The organism is Microbacterium gawkjiense (assembly GCF_031932225.1).
GTDB classification, from domain to species: Bacteria; Actinomycetota; Actinomycetes; order Actinomycetales; family Microbacteriaceae; genus Microbacterium; species Microbacterium gawkjiense.
In genome coordinates, this window is sequence record NZ_JAUZVV010000001.1 from 1,135,340 (window position 1) to 1,151,222 (window position 15,883).

The following is a 15,883-nucleotide window of genomic DNA, read 5'->3' on the forward strand; positions in this document are numbered from 1 at the left end:
CTACGCCGGATCGGTCTCGATCTCGCCGTTTGCGATCGCGTCGGCGTAGGTGCGCAGGTCGGGACCCGGCTCCCAGTCGATGAACTTGTCCTTCAGCCTGCCCGTCAGTGCGGCGAACGCGTCGTCCGAGGACATTTCATTCCCGGAGCGGGCGAGGTCGACCACGGCCTCCCGCAGCACGCGATCGGCGTCGTCGAGGATCTTGCCGCGGGCTTCGTCGTTCCAGCGGATCTCTGAGCTCTTCATGCCGCGACGCTAACCCGGTGGGCGGATGCCGCATCCCGGCTTGCATTCTCGACCTCGATGCGCTTGCCCGTACCTCATCCCCGCGGCGCTGGCAACGGCATCCCGCCCGTCGACCCCAGCACGAAGGATGGACGCAGCGGCTGAAGCCCGCCTCACACGGGTCCCCCGCCCGGTCGGGCTCCCGCGGAGGAGCCGGTCGTGAGCAGCAGCACATCCCGAGGCGTGGCCGTCGTCACCGGCGGCAGCGCCGGACTCGGCCGCGCGATCGTGCGCGAACTCGCCGCCCGCGGCTGGGACGTCGCCGTCCTCGCCCGAGGATTCGAAGGAGTGGATGCCGCGGCCACCGAGGTGCGCGCCAAGGGCCGCCGCGCGCACGGCATCACCGTCGACGTCGCCGATCACGCCGCCCTCGAGCTCGCGGCGGCCGAGGTCGAGGCCGAGCTCGGCGAGATCGACCTGTGGGTGAACAACGTCATGTCCGGCTCGATCGCCCCCTTCCTCGACACGACCCCGGAGGACTACGAGCGCGCGACGCAGGTCACCTACCTCGGCACCGTCAACGGCACGCGCTCCGCGCTGCGACGGATGCGGGGGCGCGACCGCGGCCACATCATCCAGATCGGCTCGGCCCTCGCCCACCGCGGCATCCCGCTGCAGGCGGCGTACTGCGGGTCGAAGCACGCGATCCACGGCTTCACCGACTCGGTCGTGTCCGAGCTCACACACGAGGGGAGCGCCGTCGCGGTCTCGATCGTCGACATGCCGGCCCTCAACACGACGCAGTTCGGCTGGGTGAAGTCGCCGTTCTCGAAGCACCCGCAACCGGTGCCGCCGATCTACCAGCCCGAGGTGGGCGCCCGTGCGGTCGCCGACGTCGCCGACAAGCCGCGCCGCCGCACCTGGGTGGGCGAGTCGACCGTCGGTCTCGTCCTCGGCACGCGGGTGGCGGGCCGCTTCATGGACTGGTACCTCGCCAAGAACGCGTGGGAGGGTCAGTTCGCCGACGACAAGGGTTCGTCGACCACCCCGCCGAACCTCTACGAGCCGGTCACCGGCGACCACGGTGCGCACGGCGCGTTCGACGACCGCGCGCGCGGCGAGAGCCTGCAGACCCGCGCGCTGCGCCACCGGCGCGGGCTCTACACCGCGGCATCCGTCGTCGGGGCCGCCGCGGTCGCCGGCGCGGTGAAGCTCCTGCGACGCTGAACCCCGCCCCCCAGACCCCTGACCCCGGAGGTCGGCCGCGGGTAGCATCCCATCTCGTGCCCGCCTACTTCGAACGCCTCGCTTCCGAAGGTGTGAACGAGACCCGGTTCCAGCCCACCGCCTTCACCGGCGGCGCGTGGAACGTCACCGAGCAGCACGTCGCCCCGCCGATCGGCCTGCTCGCGCATGCCATCGAGGTCGACCATGCGGCGCGCAGCCCGCAGCCCATGCAGCTCTCGCGCTTATCGGTCGACATCCTCGGGGTCATCCCGATCGACGAGGTCGAGGTGACGTGTCGCGTGCTGCGGCCGGGTCGCAGCATCGAGCTTGTCGAGGCGACGCTCGCGCAGGGCGGTCGTCCCGCGCTCTCGGCACGGGCGTGGCTCCTGCACATGCGCGACACCGAGGCGCTCGCCGGCTCCGCGCACCCGGCGATGCCGCCCCGCGACGCGATCGAGCGCGTCGACCCGTCGTCGGCGTGGCCCGGCGAGTTCATCGCGACGGTCGGCGAGGTGCGCCGCCGGCAGGAGGCGCCGGGTCGCGCCTGGACCTGGATCCTGCCCGCCGTGCCGCTGCTCGAGGGCGAGCCGGTCTCGACGACGGCGCGCCTCGCGTCGCTCATCGACATCGCGAACGGCGTCACCCCGCGCGTCGATCCGCGCGAGGTCGCGTTTCCGAACCTCGACCTGACCCTCCACCTCGTCCGCGCCCCCGAGGACGGGTGGGTCGGGTTCGACACGACCGTCACGTTCGGCGCGACGGGGCTCGGGATGACGCACACCGTCCTGCACGACGAGCGCGGCGTCGTCGGCTCGGTCGTGCAGTCCCTCACCGTGAGGCCGCACCGATGACCGCGCCCCTCGCCGGGAAGACCGCCCTCGTCACCGGCGTCTCGCGCCGGCGCGGGATCGGGTACGCCGTGGCGACGCGGCTCGCGCAGCTCGGCGCGAGCGTGTTCATCCAGCACTGGCGCCCCCACGACCTGAACCGGCCGTGGGGTGGCGACGATCTCGACGCGGTGCGCACCGGCATCCGCTCGGCCCTCGTCGGCGACGCAACCTTCGGGGACGTCGAGACGGATCTGACGGATGCCGCGGCGATCCCGGGTCTCATCGACGCCGCGTCCGCGCTCACCGGCCGGCTCGACATCCTCGTCTGCAACCACGCGAAGAGCGGCGACGACGGCAGCATCCTCGACATGACCGCTGACCGGCTCGACGCGTTCTGGGACACCAACACCCGGTCGACGCTGCTGCTGACCGCGGAGTTCGCGCGTCGCCTCGCGCCGCCGCAGTCCGGTCAGCGCCGGCCGGGCGACGCGGTCGAGGGTTCGAAGCCCTACGCCGAGCCGACCGGTCGCGTGTTCTGGATGACGTCCGGGCAGGGCCACGGCGCGATGCGCGGCGAGGTCGCCTACGCGACGAGCAAGGCGGCACTCGCGGGGGTCACCCGCACCGTCGCGGCGGACCTCCTCGATCTCGGCATCGTCCTCAACACGATCAACCCGGGACCCGTGAACACCGGGTACATGGACCCCGACAGCGCCGACCGCGACACCTCGGGCCTCGACGAATGGCTGCGCACGACGGCGTTCGGCCGTGTCGGCGTGCCCAGCGACCCCGCGGCCCTCATCGGCTGGCTGTCGACCGCCGAGGGCGCATGGATCGTCGGGCAGGTGCTCACGAGCGACGGCGGGTTCAGCCTGTAACCACGGCGGTTACAGCCTCCAGCGGTGACGGATGCACGATCGGTGGGGCAGGCGTCGCTTCGCCGCGACGCGCACTAAGCGCCGGCACCGCCGGTCGTGCATCCGTGCGCGAACCCTGGCGCGAACACCCTCCGATGTGGTCGGATCACCCCATGGGTGCGGGATCTCCGATGCGGGCGGTGCTGTGGGGCGCCGCCGCGCTGCTCCTCGCGACGATCTTCCTCGCCCCGATCTTCGGTTTCGGACGCTGCCTCGACTCGCCCGATCCGGAGAAGTCCTTCTGCGAGTCGTACACCGCGTCGTACGCCGGTCTGCGCGTGGACATCGGGCCGTGGGCCGTGGTCTCTGCGGTCATCGTGGTCGTGACCGTGGTCGTCGCGGTGCGCCGACACCGCCGCCGTCGCGCCGAGCGCGCCGCATCCGCTTAGAGTCGCTTCAGCACCCGTCGGCGTCGACGGGATCGTCGAAGGGGACGTACGCATGACAACGGATGCCGCAGACGCGATCGTCGTCGGGGCGGGGCTCGCCGGGCTGGTCGCCGCATCCGAGCTGCTCGACGCGGGCAAGCGCGTGCTGATCGTCGAGCAGGAGCCCGAGGCGAGCTTCGGCGGACAGGCGTGGTGGTCGTTCGGCGGACTCTTCCTCGTCGACTCGCCGGAGCAACGCCGCCTCGGGGTGAAGGACTCGCTCGAGCTCGCGCGGCAGGACTGGTTCGGCTCGGCCGGGTTCGACCGGCCCGAGGACCGCTGGCCGCGCGCGTGGGCCGAGGCCTACCTCGAGTTCGCGGCCGGTGAGAAACGGGCGTGGCTGCGGCAACGCGGCATCCGCTTCTTCCCCATCGTGGGCTGGGCCGAGCGCGGCGGCGACCGGGCGACCGCGCACGGCAACTCGGTGCCGCGGTTCCACATCACGTGGGGCACCGGTCCGGGCGTGCTCGAGCCGTTCGTGCGCCGCGTGCTCGAGGGGGTCGCGGCAGGCCGGGCGCGCATCGCGTTCCGCCATCGCGTCGACCGTCTCGAGGTCGAGGGCGGCGCGGTCGTCGGTGTCAGCGGCGTCGTGCTCGCGCCCGACGACGCCGAGCGCGGCGCCCCGAGCAACCGCGACGAGACGGGCGCGTTCACGTTCCGGGCCGGGGCCGTCCTCGTCTCGAGCGGCGGCATCGGCGGCAACCACGACCTCGTCCGCGCGCAGTGGCCCGCACGGATGGGGCGCCCGCCCGAGACGATGCTCTCGGGCGTCCCCGCGCACGTCGACGGACGGATGCTGGGGGTCGCCGCCGAGGCGGGTGCGCACCTCATCAACGGCGACCGGATGTGGCACTACGTCGAGGGCATCCAGAACCACAGCCCGGTGTGGCCGCGCCACGGCATCCGAATCCTCCCCGGGCCGTCGTCGCTGTGGCTGGATGCCACCGGTCACCGCCTGCCCACGCCGCTGTTCCCCGGGTTCGACACGATCGGCACGCTCGAGCACATCGTCGCGACCGGGCACGACCACAGCTGGTTCGTGCTCAACCAGGCGATCCTTCAGAAGGAGTTCGCCCTGTCGGGCAGCGAACAGAACCCCGACCTCACCGGCAAGGACGTGAAGCTGCTCGCGCAGCGGCTGAAGCGCGGCCGGGCGACCGCGCCGGTCGAAGCGTTCACCGAGCGCGGGGCGGACTTCATCGTCGCCGACACGGTTCCGCAGTTGCTCGAGCGGATGCGGGCGGCATCCGCTCTGCTCGACATCGACCGCGTGCGGCTCGAACTCGAAGCGCGCGACCGCGAGATGACGAACCCGTTCACGAAGGACGCGCAGGTCACGGCCGTGCGACAGGCGCGGCGCTACCGCGGCGACAAGCTGCTGCGCGTCGCGACGCCCGGTCCGATCGCCGATCCCCGGGCCGGTCGCCTCATCGCCGTCAAGCTGCACATCATCACGCGCAAGAGTCTCGGCGGCATCGAGACCGACCTGTCCGGCCGCGCGCTCGCCGCCTCGGGCGAGCCGATCCCCGGGCTCTACGCGGCCGGCGAAGCGAGCGGCTTCGGTGGGGGCGGCGTGCACGGCTACCGCGCGCTCGAGGGCACCTTCCTCGGCGGCTGCATCTTCTCGGGCCGCGTCGCGGGCCGCGCGATGGCCGCCGCGGTGTGAGCACGCGCTCGTTCCCCTGTCGCAACACGCCGCCCCGCGCCGCAGTTCGTGACAGGCAAGCGCCGGGTCGGGGCCCTGATGCTGCTACGCGACGGCGCCGGAGACGCGCGGCAGCGTGATGGGCGAGGTCACGACGCGCGCCGCGGCCTGCAGCTGGTCGAGGGCGCCACGGGTGAGGGAGCGCACGGCGCTGAGGGTCTCTCCCGTGAGCGCGGCGATCTCGGTCTGGCTGTAGCCGCCGAAGTAGGCGAGCGCGATGACCCGCTGCTGCTCGAGGCTCATGTCGCCCAGTCGCTCCCGCGACACGGCCTCCGCCTGCGCATCGAGGGTGCGCCGGTGCGCGATCGCGTGACGGTGGGTGAGCAGCAGGACCCAGGCCCGCGGATGCCGCGCCTCGGCCTCCGCCGCGTGTTCCCACACGTGCACGTAGACCTCCCGCAGCACGCGCTGCGCCGGCTGCTCGTTCCGCAGGATGTGGGTCGCGAGCGTGTAGGCGCTCGCGCAGGTCGCGTCGTAGAGCCGCGCGAAGGCGTCCGCGTCACCGGTGGCCGTGCGGGCCAGCAGATCCGACAGCTCGGTGTCCGTCAGCGGAAGGGGGTGCGACATGACCTCATCGTGCGCCTCCCGAGCCGTTCATTCGAGCCATTGCCCCCGTCGGGAGTCGGTGCTAGCCGACATCCAGTCATCTGAATGGACGAATCGCCCGCGTGCGCGATCCGCGAACGCACGGAGCGGATGCCGCATCCGCAACGTTTCGTCAACCGGTGCCGATGACGTACCCGGCGGTGGAAAAGTAAAGCCCATGACCGTTCCCACTCTCACACTCAACGACGGACACACCATCCCCCAGCTGGGCTTCGGCGTCTTCCAGGTCGATCCCGCCGAGGCCGAGCGCATCGTCAGCGTCGCCCTCGAAGCCGGCTACCGCCACATCGACACGGCGGCGGTGTACGGCAACGAAGAGGGTGTCGGTCGCGCGATCGCGGCCTCCGGCATCCCCCGCGACGAGCTGTTCATCACCACGAAGCTGTGGAACTCCGAGCAGGGCCGCGACACCGCGCGTCCCGCGATCGAGGCGAGCCTCCAGAAGCTCGGGCTCGACTACGTCGACCTGTACCTGATCCACTGGCCGCGCCCCGACAAGGACCGCTACGTCGAGACGTGGCAGCAGTTCGAGACCTTCCAGGCCGACGGCCTGACCCGCTCCATCGGCGTCTCGAACTTCCACCAGCCGCACCTGCAGCGCCTGCTCGACGAGACCGACACCGTTCCGGCGGTCAACCAGATCGAGCTGCACCCGGCGTTCGCGCAGCGCGAGCTGCGCGCGTTCCAGGAACCGAAGGGCATCCACACCGAGTCGTGGGGCCCGCTGGGCCAGGGCAAGTACGACCTGTTCGGCGAGAAGGCGGTGGCGGATGCCGCCGAGGCCCACGGTGTGAGCCCGGCGCAGGTCGTCATCCGCTGGCACCTGCAGGAGGGCCTCATCGTCTTCCCGAAGTCGTCGACGCCCGAGCGCATCCGCACGAACTTCGACGTGTTCGGCTTCGAGCTGACGTCGGACGAGGTCGAGGCCATCAACGCGCTCGACCGCGGCCAGCGCGTCGGCGCCGACCCGGACACCGCCACGTTCTGACCCGTTCACCGAGAAGGGGCGCCGAGGAATCGGCGCCCCTTTTTTCGTGGACCCCCCTTACATCTCTCAGGAAGGGCTCGATACAATCGATCGACCTCGAATCGATTCGAACCCCCTGAAAGCCCCCATGGCCACCTCCCTCACGACGGGCCGCCCTTGGCGCGTCATCCTGCTGTTCACCCTGCCGCTCATGATCGGCAACGTGGTGCAGCAGCTGTACCACTTCGCCGACACGATCGTCGTGGGTCGGCTGCTCGGCGTCGACGCGCTCGCCGCCGTGGGAGCGACCGGCAGCCTGCTGTTCCTGCTGCTCGGTTTCGCGTGGGGTCTCACGTCCGGGTTCGCGATCCCGACGGCGCAGGCCTACGGAGCGATGAATGCCGCCGGTGTCCGCCGCTCCGTCGCCACCGGCGCCGTCCTCAGCGGCATCACGACGGTCATCCTGACCGTCGGCGCGCCGCTGCTCGCCGAGCCCGCACTCGTGGCGCTGCAGACGCCGCCCGAGCTGCTCGCGGACGCGACCGTCTTCGCCCAGGTGAGCTTCCTCGGTGCCGGGGCGCTCATGTTCTTCAACTTCCTGTCCGCCGTCATCCGTGCGATCGGCGACTCCCGGACCCCGCTCGTCTTCCTCATCGTCGCGTGCGCCCTGAACGTCGTGCTCGTGATCGCCGCGATCGCGTGGCTCGGCCTCGGTGTCGCCGGCGCGGCTCTGGCGACCGTCGTCGCCCAGGGTGTCTCGGTACTCCTGTGCCTCGAGTTCGTGCGCCGCCGCATCCCCGAGCTGCACCTGAAGCGCGAGGACTGGCGCATCACCCGCGCCGACATCGTCGCGCACCTGCGTCTCGGTCTGCCGATGGGCTTCCAGGCGTCGATCATCGCGATCGGTGCGCTGACCGTGCAGGTCGCGCTCAACACGCTCGGCGGCGAGGCGATCGCTGCGTACACCGCGGCATCCCGTGTCGACGGCCTCGCCGTCGCCCTGCTGCAGTCGATGTCGCTCGCGGTTTCGATGTACGTCGCCCAGAACTACGGCGCGGGGCGCCCCGACCGCATCCGGCGCGGCGTCGTGCAGGCGACGTGGATCGCCGTCGGAGCGGCGGTGGCCCTCGGCATCCTGCTCATCTCCCTCGGCGGCCCGATCGTCCGCATCTTCGTCGGAGACGGCGCGGACGACGTCGTGCACCTCGCGGTCTCGATGCTCGTCATCAACGGGTTCAGTTACACCGCGCTCGGCGTCCTGTTCGTCACGCGGGGTGCGCTGCAGGGGCTCGGCAACGCCGTGATCCCGACGGTGACCGGTGTCGTGGAGCTGGTCGCGCGGGCGGCGGCGGCGATCCTGTTGGGAGCCCTGTTCGGGTTCGTCGGCGTGGCGTGGTCGAACCCGCTGGCGTGGATCTCGGCGGCGATCATCCTGATCCCGGCGTACATCCGCGCGCACCGGATGCTCGCGACGATGCCGATGGCGCCGATGACCATCACCCCGACCACGCCGATCGCCGTCATCGGACCGGTCGACGGCTCGATGACGGTCGAGACGGTCGTGACGCAGCCGGTCCCGCTGCCGAAGCCGACGTCGCGGATGCGCCGCGCGCTGCGCCGCCGCGCCGGCACGTCGCGCCGCCTCGCCCGCAAGCGCTGAGGCCGAGGTCCCGATCCGGCCGGGTATCGCACCGCTGTTCCCGGCTCGATCGGGACCTCGCTCGCGTCAGCTGCGAGCCCGGGTCGCGCCGTCGTCGAGGCGTGCGCGCGCCCGGTCGTGGCGACGGCCGATCTCGACGAGTCCTGTCGCCGCGCCGAGGCCCATCGCGGGTGTGTCCACGTAGACCGACTCGGCCGCCGCGACCCGGTAGGTCTCGTGCCAGACGCCGATGGCTCCGGGGTGCTTGCGGGCGAGCCGGTTGAAGCGGGTCCACGCCGGTCGGTGTTCCTGTGCGGGGGCGGAGGCGTACGCGTACAGCTCGTCGATCGACGACCAGTACTGCACGAGGTACGGCCCCCGCCTGCCGAGGAGCATCGTCGAGCCGAGGAGGCCCGAGTCGGGGTCGCCGAGGAGCTCGGCCATCATCCGCGGCATGGCGGCGGAGACAGGCATCCACAGGTCGGGCCGCCACCACTTCCGGATGGTCATGCCGAGGTGGAAGACGACGAGTTCCCCCTCATGCGTATGGGTCATGCGCGTCATGGCGAGCCTTTCGATAGTGTCACTATCTAGAATGGATAGCCGTACTATCGAAGTCAAGGGGGAATCGATGCGGATCTCGGAACTGTCCGCCGAGACGGGTGTCCCGGTGGCGACGATCAAGTACTACCTGCGCGAGCGGCTGCTGCCCGAGGGCGAACGCACGTCGGCGACGCAGGCCGTCTACGGCGCGGCCCACGTCGAACGGCTCCGGCTGATCCGCGCGCTCGTCGATGCGGGAGTCGGCGTCGCCGCCGCCCGCCAGGTTCTCGGGGCGCTCGACGATCCCCCCGAGAACCCGAGCCACCTGCTGGGTATGGCGCACGCGGCGGTGTCGCCTTCGATCGACGGCGACCTCGATCTGACCGCGGCACAGGCGTTGATCCGGCGATGGGGATGGGATCCCGACGTGTGCGGTCCGCAGCAGATCGCGGGCGTCGCGCGAGCTCTCGACGGCATCGAAAGGGGCGGTTTCGCCGTCCCCGAGACCACCATGACGGCGTACCTCGCCGGCATCCGTCAGATGGTCGAGGCCGAGATCGACGCGATCCCCACGGCGTCCGCAGGAGACGCGGTGCGTTACGTCGTCCTCGGGACGGTCCTCGTCGAACCGCTGCTGCTCGCACTGCGCCGTGTCGCGGAGGAGCTCGTCTCGGGCGAACGCTTCGGCGCAAGCGATACCTGAGCGAAACCTGTGGGGTGCATGATCGTGGGGTGACCACCGTGTTCCCCGCGCTGACCGAGACCCCCGACCCGCAGTTCGTGATGGTGGGGGACGGCTACCGCATCGCGACGTACGAGTGGGGACCGGCGGATGCCCCGACGGTCATCCTCGTGCACGGTTTCGCCTCGAGCGCCCGCGACAACTGGGTGAACACGGGCTGGGTGCGCGACCTGCTGCGCGCGGGGTACCGCGTGCTCGCCGTCGACCAGCGCGGACACGGCGCGAGCGACAAGCCGCACGAGTCGCGGGCCTACGCCCTGCGCACGATGGTGACCGACGTCGAGGCCGTGCTCGACACCTACCTCGTCGACGAGGCGCTGTACGTCGGGTACTCGCTCGGCGCCCGCGTCGGGTGGGAGGTCGCCCGCGACCTGGAGCCCCGCATCCCCCGTGTCGTCCTCGGCGGGGTACCCGACGGCGTGCCGCTCGGGCGCCTCGACCTCGACCAGGTGCAGGCGTACGTCGACGAGGGAGAGCCGGTGACGGATGCCGTGACCCACAACTACATCACCCTCACCGAGCGGGTGCCCGGCAACGACCTGCGCGCACTGCTCGCGATCGCCCGCGGCATGCGCGCGACCGGAACGGTCGACCCCGACCCCGGCAAGGCGCCCGGCCAGCCGGTGCTCTTCGCGACGGGGACGAAGGACGGCATCATCGAGGGCTCGAAATCGCTCGCCGCCGCGACCCCGCAGGGCCGGTTCGTCGAGATCCCCGACCGCCACCACTTCAACGCGCCGGGTTCCCGCGTCTTCCGCGAGGCCGCGCTCGCCTTTCTCGCTGAGTAGCCGCGCCGCGGCATCCGTCGACGTCCCACTCCGGCCGGGAAAGGTCGCGACATACCCGGCCCGATCGGGACCTGGCCTCGCGCTACGCTCGCGCCATGACCGACCTTCCCTCGTGGGGCGTCGCGGCGGATTCGCCGACGGCGGAGCACTACCGCACCTTCGGTGCGCGCGAAGCGGCCGGATCATCGGCGACGTACGAGGACTGGGCGCTCGGGATCGCGGACGACGTCGAGATGCTCGCGCTGATCGACGAGCTCCCGCGGACGAAGCGGCAGGCGAACCTCGTCTTCGCCGCGATGCGCGTCGCCGGTGTGCCGATCATGTCGTGGACGGATGCCCGTGGTCACGCGATCGCGCACTGGTCGCGCATTCGCGAGGTCGCGCTGACCCACGCGACGCAGACGAACGAGGCCGCGCGCTGCGCCGTGCTGCTGCCGCAGCTGGTCCGCATCCCGGGACCGCTCGCCCTGCTCGAGGTCGGCGCGTCGGCGGGGCTCTGCCTCCACCCCGACCGGTACGCGTACCGCTACACCGCGGACGACGGCGCCGTCACCGCCATCGAGCCGACGACCCCGACCGACGTCGTCGTCGACTGCCGCATCGAGAACGCTACGCCCCCGACCCGCCTGCCCGAGGTGGTGTGGCGCGGTGGCATCGACCTGAACCCGCTCGATCCGGCCGACCCTGACACCCTCGCCTGGCTCGATGCCCTCGTGTGGCCCGAGCACGACGACCGCCGCGCCCGCCTCGCCGCCGCGGCGCGCATCGCGGCATCCGATCCCGCGCCGATCCGCGCCGGCGACCTGAACGACCTGATCGCGGATGCCGCGGCATCCGCCCCTCGCGATGCGACCCTCGTCGTCTTCCACACGGCGGTGCTCGCGTACCTGACCCCCGAGGACCGCGAGCGGTTCCGGCGGACGATGGCCGACACGGATGCCGTGTGGCTCTCGAACGAGGGGCTCGGCGTCTTCCCCGAGTTCGAGCGGGTCGTCCCGCCCGGTGAGCGGCACCGGTTCGTGCTGGCGGTCGACGGCGAGCCCGTCGCACTCACGCATCCGCACGGGCGAAGCTACCGCGCGCTCTGACCCCGCTCCGGGGACGCGACCCGTCGCCACGCGGCATCCCACCCGACGAAACGCGTCCCCGGAACCGCCCCCTCGCCCCGCGAGCGCGCGAGTGGCAACATCGACTCCACAGCAGGAGGGAACCACCATGGCAGGCAAGACCAGCGGGGGAGCCGGCTTCAGCGACGCCGAGAAGGCCGCGATGAAGCAGCGGGCCGATGAGCTCAAGGCGATGAAGGGCCTGAAGGGCCTCGCCAAGATCGAGAAGGAGAACCAGGCCTGCCTCGACGCGATCGAGGCGCTCGAGGGCACCGATCGCATCATCGCCGAGCGGGTGCACGTCATCGTCCTCGAAGAGGCGCCCCACCTCAACCCGAAGACGTTCTACGGCTTCCCGGCCTATGCGAAGGACGGCAAGGTCGTCGTCTTCTGGCAGCCGGCATCCAAGTTCAACACCCGTTACGGCACGGTCAGCTTCGACGAGCCCGCGCAGCTCGACGACGGTCCGATGTGGCCGGTCTCGTTCGCGGTGATCGAGATGACGGATGCCGTGGAGCAGCGCATCCGCGAACTCGTCAGGGCTGCGGCACCGCGAGACTGACGATCCGGTCGTCGCCCTCGCGGGGCGACCCCCGCCCGTCGGTGTTGTTGGTGAGCACGAACAGCGTGCCGTCGGGGCCGATGGTCACGTCGCGGAGCCGGCCGTACTCGGTGGTGAGGTCGGTCGACGTCGACGGATCCGCGACGGGAACGGCGCGGAGCACGCGGCCGCGCAGGTTCGCGATGACGATCGTGTCGTTCACGACGGCGATGCCGCTGGGGCTGGCGGCATCCGTCGGCCACGTCTGCACCGGGTCGATGAACCCGTCCGCCTCGCCGCCGGTCCCCTCGACGTACGGCCAGCCGTAGTTGCCGCCGGGCTCGATGATGTTGAGCTCGTCGCGATAGTTGCGGCCGAACTCGCTCGCGAACATCGTGCCGTCCTCGGCCCACGCGAAGCCCTGCACGTTGCGGTGACCGAGGCTGTAGACGGGGGAGTCGGGGTCGGGATTGTCCGACGGGACGCTGCCGTCGGGCGCGATCCGCAGGATCTTGCCCGCGAGCGAACCGGGGTCCTGCGAGGCGGGTTCGTCGCTCGTGTCGCCGTTCGCGATGTAGAGCATCCCGTCGGGGCCGAACGCGATGCGCCCACCGTTGTGGTGGGTGCCCGCCGGCATCCCGTCGATGACCGACTCCGGTTCGCCGAGCCCGAAAGAACCCGCAGAGCCTGTGATCGGATAGCGCTGCACCCGGTTGCCGTCGCGGGCGGTCGAGTAGACGAACAGGTCGTCGCCGTCGATCGCGAGACCCAGCAGACCGCCCTCGTCGCTGTGCACGACGCCCTCGACCGTCGCGACGACACGCGTCGCACCGTCCGCCGCGACCTCGAGGATGCGGGCGCTGTCGCGTTCGCTCACGAACACGGTGTCCCGGTGCACGGCCATCGACCACGGAGCCTCGAGCCCCGTCGCGACGGTGCGCGGCGTCACCGGGGTGGGCGTCGGGGTGGGCGTGGCCGTGGGGGTGACGGTCGGCGTCGGCGACGCGGCAGTCGGCTGCTCGGTGGTCGGCTGCCCGGGTGCCGCGCACCCCGCGAGAGCGAGGGCCGCGGCGAGGCCGAGCCCGGCGGACGAGGCGGCGGAGCGGCGGCGCGGGGACATGCGCTCAGTCAACCGCATCCTGCCGCTCCGGAGGCCGGAACCGGGCGGACGACCTAAACTGGGGGCATCCCGTCCCCGTCCCCGAGAGACAGCCTGTGCCTGACGCCGCCCCCCGTACCTTCGAGGTGCGCCACCTGCAGATGGGGCGCGCCCTCTTCGCGGCGATCGCGGCGGTCATGATCACGTTCTCGGTCGATCACTCCGCGCAGGTCGGCGGAGCCGTCTTCAGCGGGTTCGCCGTGGCCACCGCACTCATCCTGATCCTGTCGGCGTGGCTCGTGTTCCGCGCGGGTGAGCGCTGGCAGGCGGTGCTCCTCGGCATCCTGACCCTCGTCGCGGGCATGATCGCGACCCTGCCCGTCGCGCGCACCGTCGACGGATACTTCACGGTGGTTCTCGTCTGGGCGCTCGCGGCCGGTGTCGCGGAGCTCGTGATCGGCATCGTCGGCCGCCGCCGGGACGCTCCGGCCGCCCGCGAGTCCGTCTTCGTTGGCGCCCTCACGATCGTGCTGGGTGTCGCGCTGGTGTTCATCCCGCGCGGCTACACGCTCGATTACTACATCGACCAGGCTCAGCAGTCCTTCACGTTGACCGGGATCACGATCGGCGTCGGCGTGTTCGGGGGCTATGCGGCCATCGTCGCGGTGTACCTGGGGATCGCCGCGTTCTCACCTCGTCCCGCTGCGGTCCCCGCGGTGGAGACGGCCGACACGGATGCCGCTGGAGGCCGCTCATGACCGACAAGAACCCGACCCGCCGCGACCTGATGCGCCCGGTCCAGCTGCTCGGCTTCGCGCTGCTCGCGGCCTTGTTCGCCGGGATCGTGACGCTCGTCTCGATGGGGGTGCTGCAGGATCAGCGTCCGACCAGCGACGTCGACCAGCACCTGCGCGCCTGGGGCGTCGCCGCGATCGTCGCCGGGGTCACCTTCATCGCGACGCTCGTGATCATGGCGCTGTCGCTGCTGGTCGTCGACCCCGCGCAGGTCGGCAAGCAGGTCGACCGCGGCCTGCTCCTCGACCCGGAGGACGACGCCGCTCCGGACGCCCCCGGCGACGCCGGCCGCGGCCCGCGCTCCCCGCACTGACCCGCGCGCCCGCGCAGCGCCCCGCGCTCAGCGCAGCAGGTCGACGAGCCGGTCGGCGAGACCCGCGTAGCCGGCGGGGGTGAGCGCGAGCAGGCGCTGCTTCGCGGCATCCCCGATGTCGAGGCCGTTCACGAACTCGGCGAGTTCGGGCGCCCCGACGCGGCGGCCGCGGGTGAGGTCCTTCAGCAGGGCGTACGGGTCGGTGATCTGCGAGCGGCCGGCGACGATCTCGGCGCGCACGACGGTCTGGATCGCCTCGGCGAGGACCTCCCAGTTCGCATCGAGGTCGGCCAGCAGCACGTCGCGCGACAGCGAGATCTCGGTGAGCCCGCGCTGCAGGTTGTCGAGCGCGAGCAGCGAGTGGCCGAAGGCGACGCCGATATTGCGCTGCGTCGTCGAGTCGGTGAGGTCGCGCTGCTGGCGCGACGTGACGAGCGTCTGCGCGAGCGTTCCGAACAGCCCGCCCGAGATCTCGAGGTTCGCCTCGGCGTTCTCGAACCGGATCGGGTTGATCTTGTGTGGCATCGTCGACGAGCCGGTCGCACCCGCGACGGGGATCTGCGCGAAGAAGCCCATGGAGATGTAGGTCCACACGTCGGTGGCGAGGTTGTGCAGGATGCCGCCTGCGTGGCGCACGCGGTCGTACAGCTCGACCTGCCAGTCGTGCGACTCGATCTGGGTCGTCAGCTCGTTGAACCCGATGCCGAGGCCCTCGATGAAGCCGCGCGAGAGGGCGGGCCAGTCGACGTCGGGCTCGGCGGCGAGGTGCGCCGACCAGGTGCCGGTCGCGCCCGAGAACTTCGCGAGGTACTCGCCGCCTTCGATCTGGCCGGCGACCCGCTGCAGGCGCCACGCGAAGACGGCGAGCTCCTTGCCCATGGTCGAGGGCGTCGCGGGCTGACCGTGCGTGCGCGAGAGCATGACGGCATCCCGGTGCTCTTCGGCCAGCTGCGTCAGCGAGGCGATGACCGCGCGCAGCTTGGGCAGCCAGACCCGCTCGACGGCGCGCTGGACGGTGAGGGCGTACGAGGCGGAGTTGATGTCCTCGCTCGTGCACGCGAAGTGGGTGAGCTCGGCGATCGCGTCGAGTCCGAGCGACGACAGGCGGTCGCGGACGAGGTACTCGATCGCCTTCACGTCGTGCCGGGTGACGGCCTCCTTCTCGGCGAGCCAGGCGATGTCGTCGTCGCCGAAGTCGCGGTAGAGGCTGCGCAGCGACTCCTTCTGCTCATCGGTGAGCGCGGACGATCCGAACAGGCCGCGGTCGGTCAGCGTGATGATCCACTCGACCTCGACCTCGACGCGGGCCCGGTTGAGACCCGCCTCCGAGAGGTACTCGGCCAGCGGGGCGACCGCGGCGGCGTAACGACCGTCGAGCGGGCTGAGGGACATCGAGGGCAGGGAGGACACGC

Annotated in this window: 18 protein-coding genes; 13 read left to right on the plus strand and 5 right to left on the minus strand. The window is 71.4% G+C overall.

Going from position 1 to position 15,883, the window contains the following annotated elements; translation table 11 throughout:
* Positions 1-246 (minus strand): hypothetical protein, encoded by a 246-nt coding sequence (locus Q9S71_RS05500; protein WP_311861041.1) that lies wholly within the window; start codon positions 244-246, stop codon positions 1-3.
* Between the two features lie 198 nt (positions 247-444).
* On the opposite strand from Q9S71_RS05500, the gene Q9S71_RS05505 reads away from it, so the two are divergent.
* The 5 genes from Q9S71_RS05505 to Q9S71_RS05525 all read left to right on the plus strand — a co-directional run bounded on the left by Q9S71_RS05505 (position 445) and on the right by Q9S71_RS05525 (position 5,293).
* Positions 445-1,452 (plus strand): SDR family oxidoreductase, encoded by a 1,008-nt coding sequence (locus Q9S71_RS05505; RefSeq protein WP_311861043.1) that lies wholly within the window; start codon positions 445-447, stop codon positions 1,450-1,452.
* Between the two features lie 56 nt (positions 1,453-1,508).
* Positions 1,509-2,303 (plus strand): thioesterase family protein, encoded by a 795-nt coding sequence (locus Q9S71_RS05510; protein WP_311861044.1) that lies wholly within the window; start codon positions 1,509-1,511, stop codon positions 2,301-2,303.
* Positions 2,300-3,160 carry an SDR family oxidoreductase gene (locus Q9S71_RS05515; RefSeq protein WP_311861045.1) on the plus strand — a complete coding sequence of 287 codons (861 nt, stop codon included), beginning with the start codon at positions 2,300-2,302 and terminating at the stop codon, positions 3,158-3,160. Before Q9S71_RS05510 ends, Q9S71_RS05515 begins: the two co-directional genes overlap by 4 nt.
* Before the next feature lie 152 nt (positions 3,161-3,312).
* On the plus strand, positions 3,313-3,588 hold the full coding sequence (locus Q9S71_RS05520) for a hypothetical protein (protein WP_311861046.1): 276 nt from the start codon (positions 3,313-3,315) through the stop codon (positions 3,586-3,588).
* A gap of 52 nt (positions 3,589-3,640) precedes the next feature.
* Entirely contained in the window at positions 3,641-5,293 is a 1,653-nt protein-coding gene (locus tag Q9S71_RS05525) for an FAD-binding dehydrogenase (protein WP_311861048.1), read from the plus strand.
* Between the two features lie 84 nt (positions 5,294-5,377).
* On the opposite strand, the gene Q9S71_RS05530 is transcribed toward Q9S71_RS05525, so the two are convergent.
* Complete coding sequence (locus Q9S71_RS05530; protein ID WP_311861050.1) at positions 5,378-5,899, minus strand: sigma factor-like helix-turn-helix DNA-binding protein; 522 nt, start codon at positions 5,897-5,899, stop codon at positions 5,378-5,380.
* Between the two features lie 196 nt (positions 5,900-6,095).
* Here Q9S71_RS05530 and Q9S71_RS05535 point away from each other — a divergent pair, with 196 nt between their 5' ends.
* Both Q9S71_RS05535 and Q9S71_RS05540 read left to right on the plus strand, forming a co-directional pair.
* The gene (locus tag Q9S71_RS05535; protein WP_311861051.1) at positions 6,096-6,926 is read left to right on the plus strand and encodes an aldo/keto reductase; all 831 of its coding nucleotides are present in this window, start codon (positions 6,096-6,098) and stop codon (positions 6,924-6,926) included.
* A 127-nt stretch (positions 6,927-7,053) separates the two neighbouring features.
* Positions 7,054-8,565, plus strand: coding sequence for an MATE family efflux transporter (locus Q9S71_RS05540; RefSeq protein ID WP_311861052.1), 1,512 nt, complete (start codon positions 7,054-7,056; stop codon positions 8,563-8,565).
* Positions 8,566-8,631: 66 nt separating this feature from the next.
* Here Q9S71_RS05540 and Q9S71_RS05545 read toward each other — a convergent pair whose 3' ends face one another.
* Complete coding sequence (locus Q9S71_RS05545) at positions 8,632-9,108, minus strand: DUF4188 domain-containing protein (RefSeq protein WP_311861053.1); 477 nt, start codon at positions 9,106-9,108, stop codon at positions 8,632-8,634.
* A 67-nt stretch (positions 9,109-9,175) separates the two neighbouring features.
* On the opposite strand from Q9S71_RS05545, the gene Q9S71_RS05550 reads away from it, so the two are divergent.
* From Q9S71_RS05550 to Q9S71_RS05565, 4 genes are all read left to right on the plus strand, one after another.
* Positions 9,176-9,790 carry a MerR family transcriptional regulator gene (locus Q9S71_RS05550; protein ID WP_311861054.1) on the plus strand — a complete coding sequence of 205 codons (615 nt, stop codon included), beginning with the start codon at positions 9,176-9,178 and terminating at the stop codon, positions 9,788-9,790.
* 29 nt (positions 9,791-9,819) lie between these two features.
* Positions 9,820-10,617, plus strand: coding sequence for an alpha/beta fold hydrolase (locus Q9S71_RS05555; RefSeq protein ID WP_311861055.1), 798 nt, complete (start codon positions 9,820-9,822; stop codon positions 10,615-10,617).
* A 95-nt stretch (positions 10,618-10,712) separates the two neighbouring features.
* Positions 10,713-11,705: a DUF2332 domain-containing protein gene (locus Q9S71_RS05560; RefSeq protein WP_311861056.1), complete on the plus strand. Its 993-nt coding sequence runs from the start codon at positions 10,713-10,715 to the stop codon at positions 11,703-11,705.
* 127 nt (positions 11,706-11,832) lie between these two features.
* Positions 11,833-12,285, plus strand: coding sequence for a hypothetical protein (locus tag Q9S71_RS05565; RefSeq protein WP_217528730.1), 453 nt, complete (start codon positions 11,833-11,835; stop codon positions 12,283-12,285).
* On the opposite strand, the gene Q9S71_RS05570 is transcribed toward Q9S71_RS05565, so the two are convergent.
* Positions 12,260-13,384, minus strand: a complete 1,125-nt coding sequence (locus Q9S71_RS05570) for a PQQ-dependent sugar dehydrogenase (RefSeq protein WP_311861057.1) — start codon at positions 13,382-13,384, stop codon at positions 12,260-12,262. The genes Q9S71_RS05565 and Q9S71_RS05570 overlap by 26 nt on opposite strands.
* 95 nt (positions 13,385-13,479) lie before the next feature.
* Here Q9S71_RS05570 and Q9S71_RS05575 point away from each other — a divergent pair, with 95 nt between their 5' ends.
* Complete coding sequence (locus Q9S71_RS05575; RefSeq protein WP_311861059.1) at positions 13,480-14,121, plus strand: V-type ATP synthase subunit I domain-containing protein; 642 nt, start codon at positions 13,480-13,482, stop codon at positions 14,119-14,121.
* Complete coding sequence (locus Q9S71_RS05580; RefSeq protein WP_064002711.1) at positions 14,118-14,471, plus strand: hypothetical protein; 354 nt, start codon at positions 14,118-14,120, stop codon at positions 14,469-14,471. Before Q9S71_RS05575 ends, Q9S71_RS05580 begins: the two co-directional genes overlap by 4 nt.
* Before the next feature lie 27 nt (positions 14,472-14,498).
* On the opposite strand, the gene purB is transcribed toward Q9S71_RS05580, so the two are convergent.
* Positions 14,499-15,881, minus strand: a complete 1,383-nt coding sequence (gene purB / locus Q9S71_RS05585; protein WP_217529182.1) for an adenylosuccinate lyase — start codon at positions 15,879-15,881, stop codon at positions 14,499-14,501.
* Positions 15,882-15,883: the final 2 nt, after the last annotated feature.

Excerpts from the sequence above, each read along its gene's own strand:
- Q9S71_RS05500 (WP_311861041.1), bottom strand. The coding sequence starts at position 246 with ATGAAGAGCTCAGAGATCCGCTGGAACGACGAAGCCCGCGGCAAGATC.
- Q9S71_RS05515 (WP_311861045.1), top strand. The coding sequence starts at position 2,300 with ATGACCGCGCCCCTCGCCGGGAAGACCGCCCTCGTCACCGGCGTCTCG.
- Q9S71_RS05520 (WP_311861046.1), top strand. The coding sequence starts at position 3,313 with ATGGGTGCGGGATCTCCGATGCGGGCGGTGCTGTGGGGCGCCGCCGCG.
- Q9S71_RS05525 (WP_311861048.1), top strand. The coding sequence starts at position 3,641 with ATGACAACGGATGCCGCAGACGCGATCGTCGTCGGGGCGGGGCTCGCC.
- Q9S71_RS05530 (WP_311861050.1), bottom strand. The coding sequence starts at position 5,899 with ATGTCGCACCCCCTTCCGCTGACGGACACCGAGCTGTCGGATCTGCTG.
- Q9S71_RS05535 (WP_311861051.1), top strand. The coding sequence starts at position 6,096 with ATGACCGTTCCCACTCTCACACTCAACGACGGACACACCATCCCCCAG.
- Q9S71_RS05540 (WP_311861052.1), top strand. The coding sequence starts at position 7,054 with ATGGCCACCTCCCTCACGACGGGCCGCCCTTGGCGCGTCATCCTGCTG.
- Q9S71_RS05545 (WP_311861053.1), bottom strand. The coding sequence starts at position 9,108 with ATGACGCGCATGACCCATACGCATGAGGGGGAACTCGTCGTCTTCCAC.
- Q9S71_RS05550 (WP_311861054.1), top strand. The coding sequence starts at position 9,176 with ATGCGGATCTCGGAACTGTCCGCCGAGACGGGTGTCCCGGTGGCGACG.
- Q9S71_RS05560 (WP_311861056.1), top strand. The coding sequence starts at position 10,713 with ATGACCGACCTTCCCTCGTGGGGCGTCGCGGCGGATTCGCCGACGGCG.
- Q9S71_RS05565 (WP_217528730.1), top strand. The coding sequence starts at position 11,833 with ATGGCAGGCAAGACCAGCGGGGGAGCCGGCTTCAGCGACGCCGAGAAG.
- Q9S71_RS05570 (WP_311861057.1), bottom strand. The coding sequence starts at position 13,384 with ATGTCCCCGCGCCGCCGCTCCGCCGCCTCGTCCGCCGGGCTCGGCCTC.
- Q9S71_RS05580 (WP_064002711.1), top strand. The coding sequence starts at position 14,118 with ATGACCGACAAGAACCCGACCCGCCGCGACCTGATGCGCCCGGTCCAG.